We start from the raw sequence: 17,490 nt of genomic DNA, 5'->3' as shown, positions 1-17,490 counted from the left end.
GTAAAGTTACTAACTGTCAGATTAAGTCTCAACTAATACAATTAATTCATACTTTTATTCACCCGTTGAAGCAGGTAGCTTAATAATTTGCAACGAGTCTATCTTACGTATGGAAATCGAAGGGTTGCGTAGTTAGTTAAAACGGTAAGTCATCGTATTCTTCTCTGAATTTAACTAAATCCTCCCAAAAGCCGCCGGCAATACCTAATGGGATTCCGGTTTGTAAGCTTCTTTCAATTTCGATTTTAGTATCCTCACTAAGTTTATCTACCAAATTCGAATATAACGATACAATTCTAGGGCGTCCATCATGCAACAAGATCAGTGTAGTTATTAACTGCTTGAATTCCGCCACCGTCCTTTCCGATTTTACATAGTACGAAGCAGTTGAGAGGGAATCGAATTCATGATAGTATTCACTTTTATCTAGCCAAGAGCTTATATTGTAATTAATATAATTAAGTACATACAAAACTACTGTTTCACGGTCTCTATCGGACAGCAATCTTAAATCGCTATACCATAATCTATACAATACCAGAATGTCGACAGATTCTCCAATATGAACTTTTTCAACCAGGCCCTTGACCTGCTCTAAGATAAATTCTGTTGTGAGAAAAGGTTTGAGCTGATATATCAACGATCGAGTATTATCAGCTAGTGTTCTCTGAATCGCCTTCCTTCCGGGTCTATACTCTTTTAAAAGATAGTATAACTTATGCTTTTCACGCTGGCTAAGTCTCATTAATAATTCGCGAAATAACTCTGCTGATGTTTCGTCCCTTTCTAACTTGCCTATAATGTCACTTGCAGAAAATCCAAACTTGTCAATTAAGTAATTTCTGATCTCATTAGAAATAATAACAATCAAGCTCACCGATACCTTAGCCGTTTCAATATCGAATTTTTCATTTTCGCGAAGTTCTCTTCCAGGGTGAATTAAATTCCTATAACCTCGCAATACTGACAGTAAATCTTTTGATCGGGACGAAATTATCCTTTCTGATTGAGCGATTTCTATCAATTCATAAAGTTGTTTTTTTAAATAATTTTCGTTACCTCCAATGACTGGAACATTATGATTCAAAATATCTATTAAGATTGCTTCAACAATGCTTCCTGCAAGGATGAGAACGGACTTAGTTGCGCCATTTGCTAAGCAAACTTCCATCTCTTTATAGTCGCGTAGCAATATATCCCGTAATTTATTATCTCCAATATAGTCGAAAGTCAATGAGTTCATTATACAACAGTTATATAGTTACTAAACTTGTCAAGCAATCCCATCCTAAAATCATAGATTATGATTTATAGATCTCTTTGTAACATCAAAAATGACGTTTAATAAGTCATATTTATATGATTTAAGAGAACATCTGCAAAGTAAACTCATTCACTTAGTACCCCTTCCACTCCAACTCAACCCCCTCCCCTCTCACAAACTCCTGAAATCCCTCCAACAACCCCTTATCCTCCCTAACACCGCGCTGAAGCACCTTCTTCTCAGAAACATACTTCACCAACAACCCACAGCCTCCCCAATACTCCACTCTACCGGATGCAACCTATAACACCCATTCGTAATATGCGTAGGACCAATTACTCCTAATCGCCGAGAAATTGATCACAATCCATTCTCACGGTGCGCTGCACCTCACAATGTCGACTGTCTAATACGTTTCTACAAATCTTGCAGTGCTCTGCACCTTTTCCGAAATAGGTGCAGAGCACCGTAATATTTGTAGAAAATGCGTTCACAAAGATTTTCCGAAGATGCAGCGCACCGTAAGAATTCAGGCAAACATATTTTCCAAAATCAATAAATAATTAATACATCACCCCTGCCACCCCAACTCAGTCCCCTCCCCCTCAAAAACTCCTGAAATCCCTCCAACAACCCAACATCCTCCCTAACACCCCGCGGAAGCACCTTCTTCTCAGTTGCATACTTCACCAACAACCCCACCACCTCCCAATACTCCACTCCACCGGATGCAACCGATAACACCCATTGGTAATATGCGTAATACCAATTACTCCTAATCTCCGAGAAATTCATCACAATCCATTCTCACGGTGCGCTGCACCTCAGCTGTTGATTTTCTAATCCGTTTCTACAAATCTCGCGGCGCTCTGCGCCTTTTCCGAGATAGGTGCAGAGCACCGTAATACTTGTAGAAAATGCGTTCACAAAGATTTTCCAAAAGGTGCAGCGCACCGTAAGAATTCACGCAAACGCATTTTTCAGAAATCAATCAATTAATACATCACCCCTTCCACTCCAACTCAATCCCCTCCCCGCGCACAAACCCCTGAAACCCCGCCAACAACCCCACATCCTCCCTAACACCCCGCGGAAGCACCTTCTTCTCAGTTGCAAACTTCACCAACAACCCCACAGCCTCCCCAATGCTCCATTCCACCGGATGCAACCGATAACACCCATTCGTAATATGCGTTGTCCCAATATTCTTGTTAGCAGGAAGAATATTCTCCATCCGCACAGGCAGCAGCGCGCCCAGGGGGATCTGAAACGGCAATGACCCAAAATCAATGTAATTATCCCCACCGGTACTCGGATGCAAATCAATATGGTAGTAGCCAATGCCGACGCTGTCTTCAAACTTAGCAGCTTTCACGCCAGCAGATTGCCCGGTGATGCTCGCGCGCTGGTCGGCGCCTACGTGTTCTTCTTTGATGGTGAAAAGGGCTTTGATGCGGCGGGATTCGCGGACGTAGGGGTATTTGGCGAGGCCGTCTTCGGTGCCCATTACGTCTTTGCGGAGGCGGATGCCGGGCCAGCCTTTGCCGCCGTCGGGGCGCGGGGCTTCGGTTTGGAGCCAGTAAAGGAGCGAGAGGCTGAGTTGCTTGCCGCGCTCGAAATGCTTGTCGAAATCCTTTTCGCTGGGGCTGATGAGGTTGCCGAGGGTGTAGTCGTTTTGCGGCCAGTTTACGATGGTAATGTCGCCGGCGTAGGTGCCGGGCGCGAAGTTGGCCTTGTTGATAATCCGGCGGTAAAGCCAGAGGTTCAGTTTGTCGCCCGTCGGGATACCCTCCGGGTGGAAGCCGAGCTGTTTCGGTTCCAGGGTTTTGGGGTTGGAATAAGAGAGGTCGAGCAGCCTGCCCGACCATGGTTTGGCCATTTTGGGCACGTAGTTCTTCCAGAAATCATATTCGCGTGGCTTTTCGATCACGTGGTTTTCGCCCGGGCGGTAGTCGATCGCGTAGCAGACAGTGAATGCCTGCACGTTTTCGGGGTCGGCCTTTTCGGGTGCGTGGAATTCGCCGGTTTGGGCCTTGGATTCGGCGCCGGTGACGTATTCGGTGCCGGTCATGGGCAGCAGGTCGCCGAGCTCGGTGGCGTCCGCAAAATAGGGCGCGGTGAGGGTTACCCGGGTTTTGTTACGGCGATTGAGCGCGTTGAGCGATTGTACTTTGTTGCCTTTCACGTCTGCGGAAACGATTTTATGTTCCAAAAGCAATGTCAGCTTGCCGGAGCTGAGGTAGGGATTGAGCAGGTCGGTGAGCACGGCTACGGCTACGCGTGGTTCGTGGCAGAGCTTGGATACCGATCCGTCACCGGGGTTGAGGTTTTTGCGGCTTTTGGCCTCGGCGGTGAGCGGGTAGTTTTTCTGGTAATACTCGCGCACGGCCGTTCGGAAGTGCCGGTAAGCCTTCGTGGCGCCGTGCGTTTCGATCCACTGATGCTCGTCGGGCGGGACGCCTTGCTGGGAAATCTGCCCGCCGATCCAGTCGGTTTCTTCGGTAAGGATTACCGACAGGCCATTACGCAATGCAGCCAATGCTGCCGCGCAACCGCCGAGGCCGCCACCGGCGATGACGAGGTCGGCGGTTAATATTTCCTTCGACCTCTTTTCATGCGACAAAGGTCCGGACTGTTCAGCCGGACCTTTGTCGATGTTATTAATCAGTGCACCGCCAAGTGCGATGCTTTTTAAAAAACTGCTACGCTTCATATAATTGGTTTCTTGTGAGATGTCATGCTGAGCGTACCGGGCCGCCGGGCGGTCGAAGTGCTTGCACGATGGCACTTACATCTCCCGGTGTTGTCACACTGAGCGCAGTCGAAGTGCTTGCACGATGGCACTCACATCTCTCGGTACGGACTGCCTTCGACTTCGCTCAGGCTGACATATCGCAGGCTGACTTTTTCCTTCTATTTTCTCTAACTCACTTTCCCCATCACATACATTTCCTCCATCGTCGGGGTTGGGTTGCCGCCTTCTTTTTCCAATGTAATGGCGAATGCGACGGAACCGGCTTTGGTATTCTTCATTTTAAGGACTTTCCCGGTAAATGCGTTGTCGATCATGCCAATGTCGACAGGCTTGCCATCCACAATGCTCCAAAGCTGGTATTGCTTGCCCTGAGGCGCTGCGGGCAGGTTTTGCACGTCGATCAGTACTTCGTTAGTCTGCGTGTTCCAGAATGCCGATACCGAGCTTTCAGGTGATTTATCCAAACCGGCCAGATGAATGTGCTTATACGTCGGGCTGCGGAATAGGTTGGCTAGCGCCTGGTTGTATTCGACCTCTTTGTCGAGACGAGCCATATCCAGTTTCATTCTGTTCGTTTCGGCTGCCAACTCTTCTTGATTGGCTTTCATATCGGACATCCTGATAGAGGACCATCCGGCGAAAAGTGCCAGCAAAACGGCGGCGGCTACGGCGAGCTTCGACCAGAAAGGCGTTACTTCCTTCGTTTCCACGCGCTCGAATGCATTCTCGATCACACGGGTATCGGTGTCAACCGGCTGCGCTACTGCCGTTCCTTCGACCAGCGGGACTATCTTTTCATCGGTGGTTTCATCGGACGTTGTATCTTCCTCCGCAGCAGCATCGAAGTTCATCTGCGCAAAAATCGACTCTTTCAACGAAGGCGGGGGCGTTGCCTGGTGTTTCAGCGCATATTCTTCCAACGCGCTTTCGGTACGCAACAACTCTTCCTTGATTTCAGGGTAAATATGCGACATACACTCCACCTCCTGTTTCTCCTGGGGAGTAACAGTGCCCAATACATATTCCTCCAATATACCGGACTCTATATAGGCTTGGATATTCATACTGCAAAGTATTGTTTTAACTCTTGTAATGCGGTCCGGATCCGCGATTTTACGGTGCCCAACGGTATGCTCAGCTCTTCTGATATCTCTTCATGCGTATAACCCTGGAAATAGGCCATATCGATGAGTATCTTTCGTTCGGGCCGCAGCATGTCTACTATGGCCTTCATATCCGAACTGACTGTTTGTGAATCTTCGTACGTATCTTTCTCATTAAGGGCCACTGTGTCCTCAATATCATTCATGGCCGGTTTGCGCCCCTCCGCTCTGACTGCGTCTATCGCACCGTTTCGTGCGATATTCATAATCCATGTAAACAATCTTCCTTTCGCGGGATCATACGAAGCAATATTCTTCCAGATCTTCAGAAAGCATTCCTGCAACACATCTGCGGCTTTCTCCTCGTCCTTCAACGTTTTTGAAATGATATTAAACAAAGCTCCTGAGTAATGGTCGTACAGGAATTCAAAGGCGCTTCGCTCGTTTCTTTTCAGAGCTGACACCAATTCCTCTTCCGAGTATTTTACCTTGCTGGTCGCCAAGAGTCGCTTAATAGTTAATTGTAAATTACTTACTGGCAATCTAATAAAATTTCCTGTACCGCTGGACGGGCTGTAACAAATTATCGCCTGGTTTCCGTACAAGAAGGAAATCACCAGAGAGGGGGGAATTACTTGCATTCCGGGTCGTCTGTCTGAGTTTGTCATCGTAGTGTGCTTTTGAGCATATACGAACAGCACACAAAATTGGATCGACGGAACAATACTTAAACAAATGCCCGGATCACTTTCTGAGGCTTTCTACGCGCCAGAGTGTCAGGAAGATAAAGAAGGCAATCAGGCTAAACAGGTAGATCACGTTACGGGAATCGACAAGCCCTTTGCCCAATGCCTGGTATTGAACGTCCAGGGCTATACCTGAAATCAGGTTAGCCGCCAAACCGTCACCAAACATGCCCGAAACGGCCCCAAAACCGACATACCAGATGAATGCGAGGAATACACCGAGAACGAATGCGACGATCTGGTTATCATTCAGGGAAGATGCCCAGATGCCCATCGCGACCACCACACCGCTGAATAGCAACAACCCAAGATAGGATCCAAAAACAGCCGCCGAGTCGACATCGCCGACCGGGTTGCCGAGTTTGTAAACACTATAATAGTAGATGAGGGTCGGCAGTAATGTAAGCACCACCAACACCCAGTTTGCAAAGAATTTGCCGAGTACCAGATCGATATTGCGGATAGGCTTAGTCAGGAGCAATTCGAGCGTACCATTACGTGATTCTTCGGCCAGCGAGCGCATGGTAATCGCGGGGATCAGGAAGATCAGCACATAGGGTGCAAGGCCGAAGAACGAGCCGAGGTCGGCGTAGCCGTAATCCAGTATATTCGAATCCGGGAAAACCCATACGATCAGGCCGATAGCCGTCAGGAAGACCGCCATGACGATATAGGCGATCAATGAGTTGAAAAAACTGGCTACCTCTTTTCGGAAGATTGCTAACACTATTCGGGGATTAAATGCTTTTCAGGAAATGCTTATTCAAAAACCGGCTTTTCTTTGCGCATAATGGCCGCGATGATCAGCGAGAATATGAAGCCCATGATCAGGTATCCCAAAATCACCGTCACGAACATAATACCCGGCGACATGAATTTCTGGGACATTTCGATCGCCTGCTCGATCTGGGCGTCGTCCATCCCTTTTTGTTCCAGCTCTTCGCGCATCTGGTCGAGGCTTTGCGTGAGCATATTCGAGTCGATAAACTGAATATAGAAAATCGTAAATGCCGAACTCAGCAAACCCAGTACCGCGGAAGTAAGGGAGCCGAGCCCAAGCCCTTCGCCGTAGCTGATAAAACCTCCATTCTTCTCGCGAAAATCCTTCATGGCCAAGACGATCGCAACGATCATAAAAACGTACGACAACGAGGCCAGTATCTTGTTCGTTCCAAGCCCGGCAAGGTTCAGGATCGTCGAATACACCATCGTTACAACGGCAACCACGAGCCCATATTTCAGGGCAACACGAGCGGTAGAGGTTTTTTCTTCCATGAAGGTTTAAGATTTGTTGTTTTGAAGAATACTGTAATCCTGTTTTCTCAAAATCAGTGAAATCACCAGGATCGGGATGATCGCCATGACGGTTTTTTTTCCTACTTCATCCATGATGATTTCCGAGGTAGCCATATCTCCCACACCATTATACATCTTCTGAAACTCGGCCTCCCCGATATTTTTGACGAGCTCGGCTTTCCCTTGCAGCATCAGATCCTTCATCTGGGCAATGTATTCGGTAAAAACAGAAGGATCGATGTAAGTTACAAAAAAATAGATCAGCCAGCCGGCGATCAGTGCACCAACGGTATTTACAACGTAACCGATGGTTAATGCTTCCCACAAATGCAAAAAGCCATTCCCGACTTTCTTGCGATAATACCAGCAGGCACCCGCAATGAGGATAATGTGGATACCGATATCAAGCACCTTGTTATTCCCCAGCGGCACAATACCCATCGCATACAAGCCCAGGAAGAACGCGAAGACAAGGACGCCCAACCCCAGCCCGAAGAGCAAAGAGTACTTTAAAATAGGTTTATTAAAATATGCTACAATCGAATTCATTTGAACCACTCCTGTTTACCATTATTGATCACCCCTCTTACCTTCCCTCTCAGCGTCTGGCCCAGGAACGGTGTATTCTTGGATTTGGAATAACTTCTGCCAAATACCCATTCAGCATTCGGCTCGAAGAATGTAAGATTGGCGGCAGCACCTTTTGCTACGCCCACCTCTGGCAAGCGCAGAATGCGGCGTGGCTGCGCGGTCAGTTTTTCCACTATATCGTCTACCACCAGGCCGCTATGCATTACTGCTAATGCAAATGCAGTTTCCAAAGCGGCAATACCAAAATCGGCATGGTCGAATTCGAGGTTTTTACTCTCCTCGTCATGCGGGTTATGGTCTGAAACAATCGCGTCGATGGTACCGTCTGCCAAACCCTGGCGCAGCGCCGCATTATCCTCCGGTGAGCGGAATGGCGGGTTTACTTTCAGGTTCGTATCAAAACCAATCAGGTCTTTATCTTCAAATGCCAGCTGATGCGCCGCAATATCCGCTGAAACCGGCAGGCCTTTCGCTTTCGCTTCGCGAATCAGCTCGACGCCCCGAACGGTCGACAGCAACGAAACGTGCAGCACCGGCGCGGAAGTGTCGTAAGTATTTTTCTCCAATGCGTATTCGAGCAGTTTCAGGTCGCGGATCAGCATCATTTCCTCTGCCAATGCCGGCATTCCTTTCATCCCCACGAGCGTGCTCGTTACGCCCTCGTGCATTTGCCCGTACAGCGTGAGCTCGCGATCTTCCGGGCGGTTGATGAGCAATGCATTCAACGGACGCAGGTATAGAATGGTTTTTAAAAGTAAATCCGCATTCTGCACCGGATTTTCACCGTCTGTAAATGCGATAGCACCTGCCTGGTGCAGATCCATCATTTCGGTAAAGTCTACACCGTCGGCTTTCTTCGTTACCGCCGCGGCCGGATGCAATGTTACCAATCCACCGAGACCACTGTGACGGATGTAATTGAGCGTATCCTTGGTATCGACTACCGGTTGGGTATTGGGCAGCAATACGATTTCCGTAAACCCTCCATGCGCGGCGGCTTCGCGAACGGAATGCAAATCTTCTTTGTGCTCAAAACCAGGATCGCGCCCCTGCACGCGCATATCGACCCAGCCTGCGGAAACCGACAAGCCAGTACCGTCTATCGCCTGCGCATTGCCTGCGTCGAGGTTATCCCCAATTTCTTTAATCTTCCCATCCTCGATCAGAATATCTTTCACCTGACCGTGGAAGGGCGATTTCTTATCAATTACCCGAACCGAGCTAACTAACAATTTCATATTTATTTCAAACTATACGCCGGAATGCGACAAGGCACCGGTTTCAAAAAAAAAGCTCCGAATGGAGCTTCAAACCTAATATCAGGCACCTATAAATTTCTGGTAATCTTCGGCCGACAACAGTCCGTCTTCATCGCCGGGGTTAGCCAGGCTGATTTTCACCATCCATCCGCGGCCATAAGGATCGGAGTTTACGAGTTCGGGCTCGGCGTCGAGTTCTTCATTTACTTCAAGCACCGTACCTGCAACCGGGATAAAAAGGTCGGATACGGTTTTCACAGCTTCTACCGAACCAAAAACATCCCCTTTGCCGAGCGCTTCGCCTACCGTGTTAATGTCCACATACACAATGTCACCTAATTCATTCTGGGCATGTTCTGTAATGCCTATAATTGCCGTATCTCCTTCAATACGAATCCATTCGTGATCTTCTGTGTATTTCAGTTCTGATGGAAAATTCATGATAAAATCAGGTAAGTAGGTGAACATCTTTGGAGCGCAAATTACATGATGTAAGCTGTATTTTCCAAATCAAAATGTTATTCAGCCAAATTGAATTTGAGCTGAACTCCACCGGCTGTACTTGCACGGTAGAACGAGTTGGAAACCAGCGGGTCGTTGAATGTGCGATCGAAATAGAATTGCACACTCAAACGGTTGTTGACCATGTAATTGACCGTCGGACGCAGCTGGAAGTTGATATTTCCGGCGATAGGGATATTTTCCCCGTCGAACTTCCGCTGGATCGAGCGGGTGTCGCGGAACGTCATCGCCAGCTGCATCGTCATATCGTTTTTCAGCTTCTTCTTCACGCCATTAATCTTGAACGGCAGCGGTACGTTGTTTTTGGTAAAACCAATGTTGACCGTAATGTCCTGGTTGAACAGCTCGGCCAACTGCGAGTTCGAGAGGTTTAATGCAATGGTGCGGTCGCGGTTGTATTCCACGCGCGCGGTAATGCGGCTCTGCGTACGCATCTCCACCCCTACAAGCGGCTGGAATTTTTCTGAAAGCGTAATGGTGCTCATCGCAAACACCGGAATGTACTGCCCAAGGTCATTCAGCCTCGACGACAATGGATAGCCGGTCACAGCCAGGTTTACATACAGCGCCTCATAGTCGAGTGACGACGTGAAGTTACCCACGCTGTAATTGGACATATACTTATGCCGCAACGTGAACGAGCTAAACAACCGCTTGAACGCCGGGAGCGAAGAAAGGCCATTGTAACTCAGATCCCAGTTCGGCATCGGGAATTTCAGGAACGGATTGGTACGAACTGTTTTGGGGTCCTTGCCGGTATAGGCCGCGAAGAACGCCGAAATCAGTACGTCCTGTGATGTCTCATTGTACTCGCCGCCACTCTTGTTCTCCGCATTCAGCCGGTCTCTCAGAATACCGCGATAAGCACGGAACTTGTCGAATACCGGCGAGGAATTATCTCTCCGCATTTTGGCAAACGCAGTCCGGAATGACATGAACGACATACTGAACTGGCCATTCCGCAACGGGCTTTGTGAAACAAAATTTCCTGATGAATCGGGGCGGTAGAATTCCTGGTAAGCATCCTGCCGCGTCAGACGCGCCTCGATGATGAGCCTGAAATCCTTGAACGGCTCCAATGTGGTGTTGGCCGAGAAGTTCTTGGCAATGGTTTGCTGGAACGGCATATTCTGTTGCTGGCTTCTGGTGATCCAGCCCTTTTCAGCGGCTTTTACCTGGAAGTTCCGGTCCTGCTGGCCCAGTACGAAGCCCAGTCCGGGCGCATTGGCATTATCGAGCCCGAAATACTTGGGTGCCCTCAGATAACCCGGTAATGCCGTTGTTTCCAAAACCGAGTAGCTGACATTGATACCACGAACGGTCATCAGCGCTCTGGTAAGGCTCTTCACAATGTCGGTCGTGCGCATATCGATATCCTCTATATCTCCCGGGCTACGTGCGAAGTTCTTTCTCGCAGCCGACGGCGTGTTCGCGAATTTGAGGTAGCGGAGTTTGTTATAAAGCAATACAAAATCCACCTTTCCGGTAATGCCCCGCTCGCGGCTGTTGCGGATAATATCCCCGAATGGCAAGCCCGTAGTATCCTTCAAATTCAAGGCATTGGCCTGGTAGTTATAACCCACGGAATGCTTGTAGTCTGCCGACATCCAGTCGAGAACAGGGATTTTGTCAAGCGGCAGGCGGTATGTCAGGTCAATTTTTTGGTCGAAATTCTTGATACGGCCCAGCTTTTTGAAATTGCTCCAAAGCGAATCCTTCTTCGCGCCGGTGTTAATGTCCCCTTCCGGCTCGTCGATGATCGAGTTCGCGGTGGCCGCGTAGGTTAGCGTCATGTTGCGCGTCAGGTTCCAGCCGAAATCGTAGTAGCGGTTGAACCAGAAATATTTTTCAAACAATGGCTGCATGCCGTCAGTCGTCAGGTCGGCATTACGCAACTGGGTTTTCAGGAAGCGACGGTCTACATCGGTACGCAGCGAAACCATGTTCGGCAGCAAGGTCACATTGAATTCCTTGATAAACTCCGCCCAGCGACCAGTTGCTTTCCACTTTTTGAATGGCTCGATAGCTTTCGGCTGGCTGGCATACATATAAGAAATGCCGGCCCGGTACGCGCGTTGGTTGTATTCTTGCGTCAGGATATTCCTGCGCTTATCGTCACTGAATGCGTAGCTGAACGAAAAGTTCTCAAAATCGAAGAAGTGGTTTTTCGCTCCCGGCTTGGTCTTTACCTTTCGGACGTTCGAGAAGTTGAACCCTCGCTTCACGGCATTCTCTTCCACCATTCGCCGGTAACCGTCACGCTCCTCGTCCGTTCGAAGGTTATCGAGCGAGGTACTCAATGGCGTATCCGGGTCGAGCGGGTCGAAATGCGGTTTCACATTCCGGCGGTCGTAGCTTACAAACAACGGTATCTGGAAGCCCCAGTTTGCTGGGAGCAGTTTGTCCAATGCAATATTGGAAGAGAAACCATATTCGGACGTAAAGTTACGCGTGCGTTCACCAATGCGCTGCTGCACGGTTCCGAACCCGAATGTCTCGATCCGGCCGGATGCGGTCAATGTCGCGAAATCAGCCAGTTTTGCATTCAGCTGCGCGATGGCCGCCATACCGCCGGTATCATCGAAACCTTCGACGTGCATTTCATCCACCCACAAACAAAACGACTTCGCACGCTCATCCGCCGATTTCGGGTTCCTCATACCAATCATCATCACCTTCACGGCGCTCAAATCCGGGTTACCGACGACGGTGAGCTTATACCGCCTGTCGGAGCTCAGAACGGTAAAAGGCACGCTCAGGTTTTTATCGATCTGGCGGTTGCGTTGTGCTTTGGCATCGATCAGGTCGGCCAAAGCGATGTTGATTTCGTTACCTTCCGGCCAGATTTCCTCCGGCTTTTTAGGTCCCGGACCTGTTGCCCTCAATGCCGAAAGATCGATCTCGTAATAGTTTTGAGTAAGGTCGGTACCGATACGCATGAATGTACCCACCATGTTGTCCTCGTTTTGCTCGTTCTGCATGTGCACGTACATGCGCAGGCGCTTGCGGAAAAGCAGGTCAAGGTTCACATTTTTGAAAACCGCACGGGAATCACCGTCGCGAAGATCGGTCACACAGAGGCTCATCGACTGCTCGTTCAGCAACAATGGCGGACGCTGCGTATTGTCCTGGTCACGGATCCAGCCCGGAGGAATATCATATTTGTATTTATCGTTGTTGGCCTGGCTGTTTTCTTCAATACTTACAGTTCCAACAGTAAATTTCGCATCGTAAGGTTCAGGAACTTCCTGCAAGCCAGGTGCATCGAGGTTGTAGGTATATTTCCGGTATTGCTGACCTACCATTTGCAACTGCGCGAAACGCAGTACGACCGGCTGCTGGAAATCTGTCAGGTACATGCGCATGAAACGGATCGATTTGAAGCCATTCATGCTACCCACCATTCCGGAAAACTCCTTGATCGGCACGCGGAACAGGTACCAGGTCTGCTGGTCGGCGGTATTCACCGTTTTATCCACGATATAACCGTTACCAACCGCAAGTTGCCCCGGTTTCAAGTCGATTTCGTATTCGTAATAGGCTTCGTTGTCGTTGATCGTGTTATCCACGTTCATATCCTCACCGTCGGGAATATTGGTCGAAGCCGGCGTTACGTCCACCGAACGCCCCTGGCTTTCGGGAGAGTTATTCTCCATTCCTACATAGTTTTTGTAACGTTCCAGTACTTTCAGGCCGGCGCTGTCAAGGTCGGCTCCAAGAAAGAATTTGAAATCATCGCCGGACGGGTCGGCCAGGATTTTCGCGCGGGCTTCGGCCGTAAGATTAGCAGGCAGGCGATCGATGAAGGTTTTGAAGAAAGCACGCTCCTCCTCGTTGGTCAGACCGTCCAGACCTACATCCTGTTTCTGGCGAGCGCCATCCTCGTTGCTGAATGCATTTATCAGGTATTGTGATTTGGTAGCATAACCCCAAGCGGTTGAATCCACATTCACACCTACTTGCTTAGGCACAAGCGGCAAACCGTTTTCAAAGTTGTAGCGCTCGTCAGGGATTACATCTTCAGAAATATCTCCGAGGTTGAATACCAGTTTTCCACCAGTAGTATTTGGCTTAGGTTCCGGATAACCATCCTGGATTTTTCCGTTAACAGGATCGTTAATAAACGGATCCAACATCCAGAACTCGATACTTTCGATGTTGGCATTATCAAAATCGTTATCCGAAGTGATCGCACGACTCAATGCCCCGAAGTTATTTCTCGGAGTTTTCATGCGGCCATCCGGATTGAGGTCGGTGTTGTAGTTGTACATTCCGCGCTCGCTTGGATAATAGGCGATATCCAGCACCTGCTGCGGATAAGTGACCAAACCGGCAATGGCGCGGTTCGGGAAAATCTCGTTAGGCAGGTAAAGCCGCTCGTAAAAATTCTTGCGGTCGTCGTCGGTGATATTAGCAGGTGGCTGATATCCTCCGCCCAGGCCTTGCGACCCGCCAAAAATGTTATCGACGGTATATGCCGATATCTTGGCTCGCTTATAGCCATAGTTCAGGTTTTTACCATCAAATCCATCTCTGAACTTGCTCGGCACTGCTGCCAGACGCCACTTCTGCGGCTGACGCGCCAGATCATAAACCGTCCGTGCAGCTTCGAAGTCGTCTACCAACGAGCGGTTGTTAACGTCCTTCGAAACGCCGGGAAGCAATTTGGCAAATTCCCCTTTGAACTGGATCGACGACATTTCCTTGGTCTGGATAAGTGGCAAAGCATCCAGCCATTTGGTCAGGAACGGCGCGTCCTTGCGGAAGTTTACGTCAAACCCGAGCATGGTATTGTTCACAGGCTCGTTTCCGATGGACACCCTCGAAAGGAAACCCGCGGTACGCTCCTTATATTTCATAGCAGTCAGACCGACGCTGAGGTTTCGATTGACGACATAATCGAGGCGTGTTCCGACCAAAGTGCGTATCTGGTTCTGGAACATATCCGGGCGTTCGTATTCGATCACGATTTCACGACCGGATGCCAGCACACTGGCGTTCAAAATCCGTACACGACCGATTTGCGCCTCCACAATATAATCCGAGCCCGGAGAAAGCGGTACGCCGCCGGAGGTCACGGTTACGGAGGTTTCCAGCACGCCAAATGGCAACTGTACCTCAGCCCCACCGCTCGATTGGTAGGAACCTTTAATGAAAAACTTGTTACGTTCCGAAACCTGCTGCGCGTCGATCATCGTCGTGCGGTAGAGCTCGTTGAACACATATTTGTTGCGGTAAACGTCCTCGCCCGGCCCGAATTTCCTGGAAAGGTTACTACCAAATGGTTCCAGCACCGGGAAGATAATGCGGCCCGTTTTGCTATCCATCGTTATACCGTCGACAAAGTCGAAGTTACCGTCGGGTTGGAGGTCGTTGACGGGATTCAAACGGTCGAGGCCGGAGAGGCGGATCAGAGGAATGTTGGCAATGCTACTTTCCTGCAAGTTCGGGTTATCGATACCGGTCTGGTCATCTTTGTAAATAACTCTTAACTGAAACCCTTGCTTGTCGATCTGGCTGGTACCGAGCGAATAGATGTTTTTCATCATTAAATCCCACATCGGCAGCTTGGTATTGTTCCGGATAGTCGACGATTTCAGCAATTTCAGCGCGATTACCTCATTGTCCTGTCTGGCCTGGTAATCCTCGGTAAGCTCCCCTACCTTAAATGCGCGGCCGTTCAACGTATATTCGTAAGAAACCGCAAGGACTTCGTCGTTGCGGAGCGCATTGGTTAGGGAGATGTAACCGAGCTGCGGATGGAATGTATAATCGCGGTCGAGGATCAGACGTTTCGCACCGCGCAGCAATTCATAATCGATTGTTTTTTCGAGACCGAGGCCCGTAATGGCGGTATTGGTATTGTCTACCTGCCTGAAACCCGGACTGTCGCTTAGCTTTTTGTAAAGACCGTTAGCGTCGTTGCTCGCGGGCGACGTGGAGCGCACGGGCTGCAAGTTGGGGTTACCGGCGCGGTATGGCGCAGGTTCACCCAAATCAGCAAAACCGACAATGTTCCGAAGCGATTCGGTAGTGGTTGTACGGTTGGTCACATACACCTCAAGACGCGTTACGGTCACTCCGGAAGTGATAGTCGGCGTGTTTTGCAGCGAGCTCTCGTAAATGTTCCGGAAATATTGGGAAAGGAAGAAGTTACGGTTCTCGTCGTAAGTATCGGCCCGTAATTCAAAGTCGCGACTTTGTGCGCCACCGCGCAGCGTGATACGCTCTTTACTGGATTTCTGCTGCGAAGCCACAAAAGTGGCGCTCAGACGTCCGAATTGAAAATCGGTTTTCAAACCAAACAAATTCTGAACACCCGGAATAAGCTGGCTGTTAATCGCCCAGTTGATATTACCCGCTTCGATCTTACGAATAAAGCTCTCCTCGGGGTTTTTATAGTTCAACTTGATCGCATTCTCGAAGTTGAAGTTCGCCTTGGTATCGAAATTGGTCTGGAACCCAAGCATATCGCCGAGCTTGGCATCAAAATTGATATTGATCTGCTCGTTGAAAATGAACTGGGTATTCTTGCGCTGACGGATCGGGATGGCCGGGTTATCGAGGAACTGGTGCATCAGCCCGAGGTCCAGCGATACGAAACCGGTGGGCTTGAAATTCACAAAATCATCTCCGAGCAGTTTGGTCAATCCAGGCGGAAGGTCGAGCTTAGGCAGCAGCCCGCGCGCACCCATGGCGCTGTTCCCGTCCTGCCTGCTCGCATACTCGCGCAGGAGGCTTTTGAATGCCCGGTCCTCCTGGATCTTGTCATAGGTTTCGAGGTCCATCCGCTCGGGGAAGCGGTAATTTAGCGTACTGCCGGGCGATCCCGCGCCTGACGGACCCGCTCCCGGCGTAGCGACGCCCGGCGTGCCGAGGCCCGGCGTACCGACGCCCGGCGTCTGAATTTTCTCGGTCACTGCAATTTTCCCTGCACTGTCGAGCGTAATGTTGGTGGAGATGTTGCTCGGCTCGCGCAGGTAGAATGGCGAACGCGGCCGCGGCTCAGTGATACGGTTGGAATAATAATCCTTCCATCGCATGATCAGCTGAGAGCCCGACCTGTCGATGTTTTTCCGGGTGGTATCATCTTTAAGCGTGTCTGCAAGGATGGCCCATTCCTGTGCCTGCTCCGAATATGGTTCGCCCTTGCCGCCGGAAACGTTCACAAGTAACACCGCTCCGGCCGAAATGCTTAATACCTTAAAAAGAAAAGAGTAAATCGTTGATGACAAGGTAATATACTTATTTAGAGAAGGTTGTATTTACAAACAAATCCATCAACACGATTTTACAGTTGTAAAATTTTTCACCAAATATCATTGCAGTTCCGGTTAACGTAACGCTAGTTTGATAAGATTTTCAACACTGATAGACTGCCCCTCACGCTTAATGATGGCATCCAGACTTTTCTCCGCCGTTGGTTTGGGAATACCCAAAGTAACGAGCGCAGCCAACGCTTCACTCCGTAGAGCGCCTGACGACGTTTCAGCAGATTTGGTACCTGTTGAAACGAGCTCTTCCTTTCGAATTTTGTCTCTTAGTTCGAGGATTACGCGTTGAGCGGTCTTGGACCCAATGCCTTTGATCGACTGGATCAGACGCAGGTCTTCATCAATGATTCCTTGCCGAATTTCCGAAGAGGAAAGAGAGGAAAGCATCACGAGCGCTGTCGACGGCCCGATTCCTGAAATGCTTGTCAGATCCAGGAAAAGCTTTTTCTCATCATTCCCCCAAAAACCGTAAAGGACGTGGGCATCTTCCCGTATATTGAGAAACGTTACCAGCTTGCACCGGGCACCGATGTCGGGGAGCGAAGTGTAGGTCTGTAATGAGATCCTGACCTCGTAACCTACTCCGTTAACATCGATGATAGCGTACGCTGGGTCTTTATAAGTTACAATCCCGTTAACGTAGGCAATCATAAAAATAGTATGTGTATGTTGAAGCGTTA

General features: G+C 49.3%; 12 protein-coding genes. All 12 read right to left on the bottom strand.

Translation table 11 applies throughout. From position 1 onward, the window contains the following. Nucleotides 1–136: 136 nt before the first annotated feature. Entirely contained in the window at nt 137–1,243 is a 1,107-nt protein-coding gene (locus tag BMW93_RS19940; RefSeq protein ID WP_090380321.1) for a hypothetical protein, read from the bottom strand. Nucleotides 1,244–1,516: 273 nt separating this feature from the next. Next, nucleotides 1,517–1,564: a hypothetical protein gene (locus tag BMW93_RS35865; protein ID WP_229240625.1), complete on the bottom strand. Its 48-nt coding sequence runs from the start codon at nt 1,562–1,564 to the stop codon at nt 1,517–1,519. Nucleotides 1,565–2,267: 703 nt separating this feature from the next. Further along, nucleotides 2,268–3,977, bottom strand: a complete 1,710-nt coding sequence (locus BMW93_RS19930; protein ID WP_090380315.1) for an FAD-dependent oxidoreductase — start codon at nt 3,975–3,977, stop codon at nt 2,268–2,270. A 209-nt stretch (nt 3,978–4,186) separates the two neighbouring features. Next, nucleotides 4,187–5,083 (bottom strand): anti-sigma factor domain-containing protein, encoded by an 897-nt coding sequence (locus BMW93_RS19925; protein WP_090380312.1) that lies wholly within the window; start codon nt 5,081–5,083, stop codon nt 4,187–4,189. Then, entirely contained in the window at nt 5,080–5,625 is a 546-nt protein-coding gene (locus BMW93_RS19920; RefSeq protein WP_229240608.1) for an RNA polymerase sigma factor, read from the bottom strand. Before BMW93_RS19920 ends, BMW93_RS19925 begins: the two co-directional genes overlap by 4 nt. A gap of 241 nt (nt 5,626–5,866) precedes the next feature. Then, on the bottom strand, nt 5,867–6,595 hold the full coding sequence (gene gldF, locus BMW93_RS19915; RefSeq protein WP_090380309.1) for a gliding motility-associated ABC transporter permease subunit GldF: 729 nt from the start codon (nt 6,593–6,595) through the stop codon (nt 5,867–5,869). A gap of 32 nt (nt 6,596–6,627) precedes the next feature. After that, the gene (locus BMW93_RS19910; RefSeq protein ID WP_090380307.1) at nt 6,628–7,143 is read right to left on the bottom strand and encodes a DUF4199 domain-containing protein; all 516 of its coding nucleotides are present in this window, start codon (nt 7,141–7,143) and stop codon (nt 6,628–6,630) included. A 6-nt stretch (nt 7,144–7,149) separates the two neighbouring features. Beyond that, entirely contained in the window at nt 7,150–7,713 is a 564-nt protein-coding gene (locus BMW93_RS19905; RefSeq protein ID WP_090380304.1) for a DUF4199 domain-containing protein, read from the bottom strand. Further along, complete coding sequence (locus BMW93_RS19900; protein ID WP_090380301.1) at nt 7,710–8,993, bottom strand: dihydroorotase family protein; 1,284 nt, start codon at nt 8,991–8,993, stop codon at nt 7,710–7,712. The genes BMW93_RS19905 and BMW93_RS19900 overlap by 4 nt, the downstream gene beginning before the upstream one ends. 81 nt (nt 8,994–9,074) lie before the next feature. Then, entirely contained in the window at nt 9,075–9,455 is a 381-nt protein-coding gene (gene gcvH / locus BMW93_RS19895; protein WP_090380784.1) for a glycine cleavage system protein GcvH, read from the bottom strand. 77 nt (nt 9,456–9,532) lie between these two features. Then, a complete protein-coding gene (sprA, locus tag BMW93_RS19890) occupies nt 9,533–16,771 on the bottom strand; it encodes a cell surface protein SprA (RefSeq protein WP_090380298.1) in 7,239 nt (2,412 codons plus the stop codon). 99 nt (nt 16,772–16,870) lie between these two features. After that, on the bottom strand, nt 16,871–17,461 hold the full coding sequence (ruvA, locus tag BMW93_RS19885; RefSeq protein ID WP_090380295.1) for a Holliday junction branch migration protein RuvA: 591 nt from the start codon (nt 17,459–17,461) through the stop codon (nt 16,871–16,873). Nucleotides 17,462–17,490: the final 29 nt, after the last annotated feature.

It is taken from the genome of Dyadobacter sp. SG02 (genome assembly GCF_900109045.1).
GTDB lineage: Bacteria > Bacteroidota > Bacteroidia > Cytophagales > Spirosomataceae > Dyadobacter.
The sequence above is the reverse complement of the archived record's forward strand: the minus strand, read 5'-3'. Positions and strand labels throughout refer to the sequence as shown.

Excerpts from the sequence above, each read along its gene's own strand:
- BMW93_RS19940 (WP_090380321.1), bottom strand. The coding sequence starts at position 1,243 with ATGAACTCATTGACTTTCGACTATATTGGAGATAATAAATTACGGGAT.
- BMW93_RS19930 (WP_090380315.1), bottom strand. The coding sequence starts at position 3,977 with ATGAAGCGTAGCAGTTTTTTAAAAAGCATCGCACTTGGCGGTGCACTG.
- BMW93_RS19925 (WP_090380312.1), bottom strand. The coding sequence starts at position 5,083 with ATGAATATCCAAGCCTATATAGAGTCCGGTATATTGGAGGAATATGTA.
- BMW93_RS19910 (WP_090380307.1), bottom strand. The coding sequence starts at position 7,143 with ATGGAAGAAAAAACCTCTACCGCTCGTGTTGCCCTGAAATATGGGCTC.
- BMW93_RS19905 (WP_090380304.1), bottom strand. The coding sequence starts at position 7,713 with ATGAATTCGATTGTAGCATATTTTAATAAACCTATTTTAAAGTACTCT.
- BMW93_RS19900 (WP_090380301.1), bottom strand. The coding sequence starts at position 8,993 with ATGAAATTGTTAGTTAGCTCGGTTCGGGTAATTGATAAGAAATCGCCC.
- gcvH (WP_090380784.1), bottom strand. The coding sequence starts at position 9,455 with ATGAATTTTCCATCAGAACTGAAATACACAGAAGATCACGAATGGATT.
- ruvA (WP_090380295.1), bottom strand. The coding sequence starts at position 17,461 with ATGATTGCCTACGTTAACGGGATTGTAACTTATAAAGACCCAGCGTAC.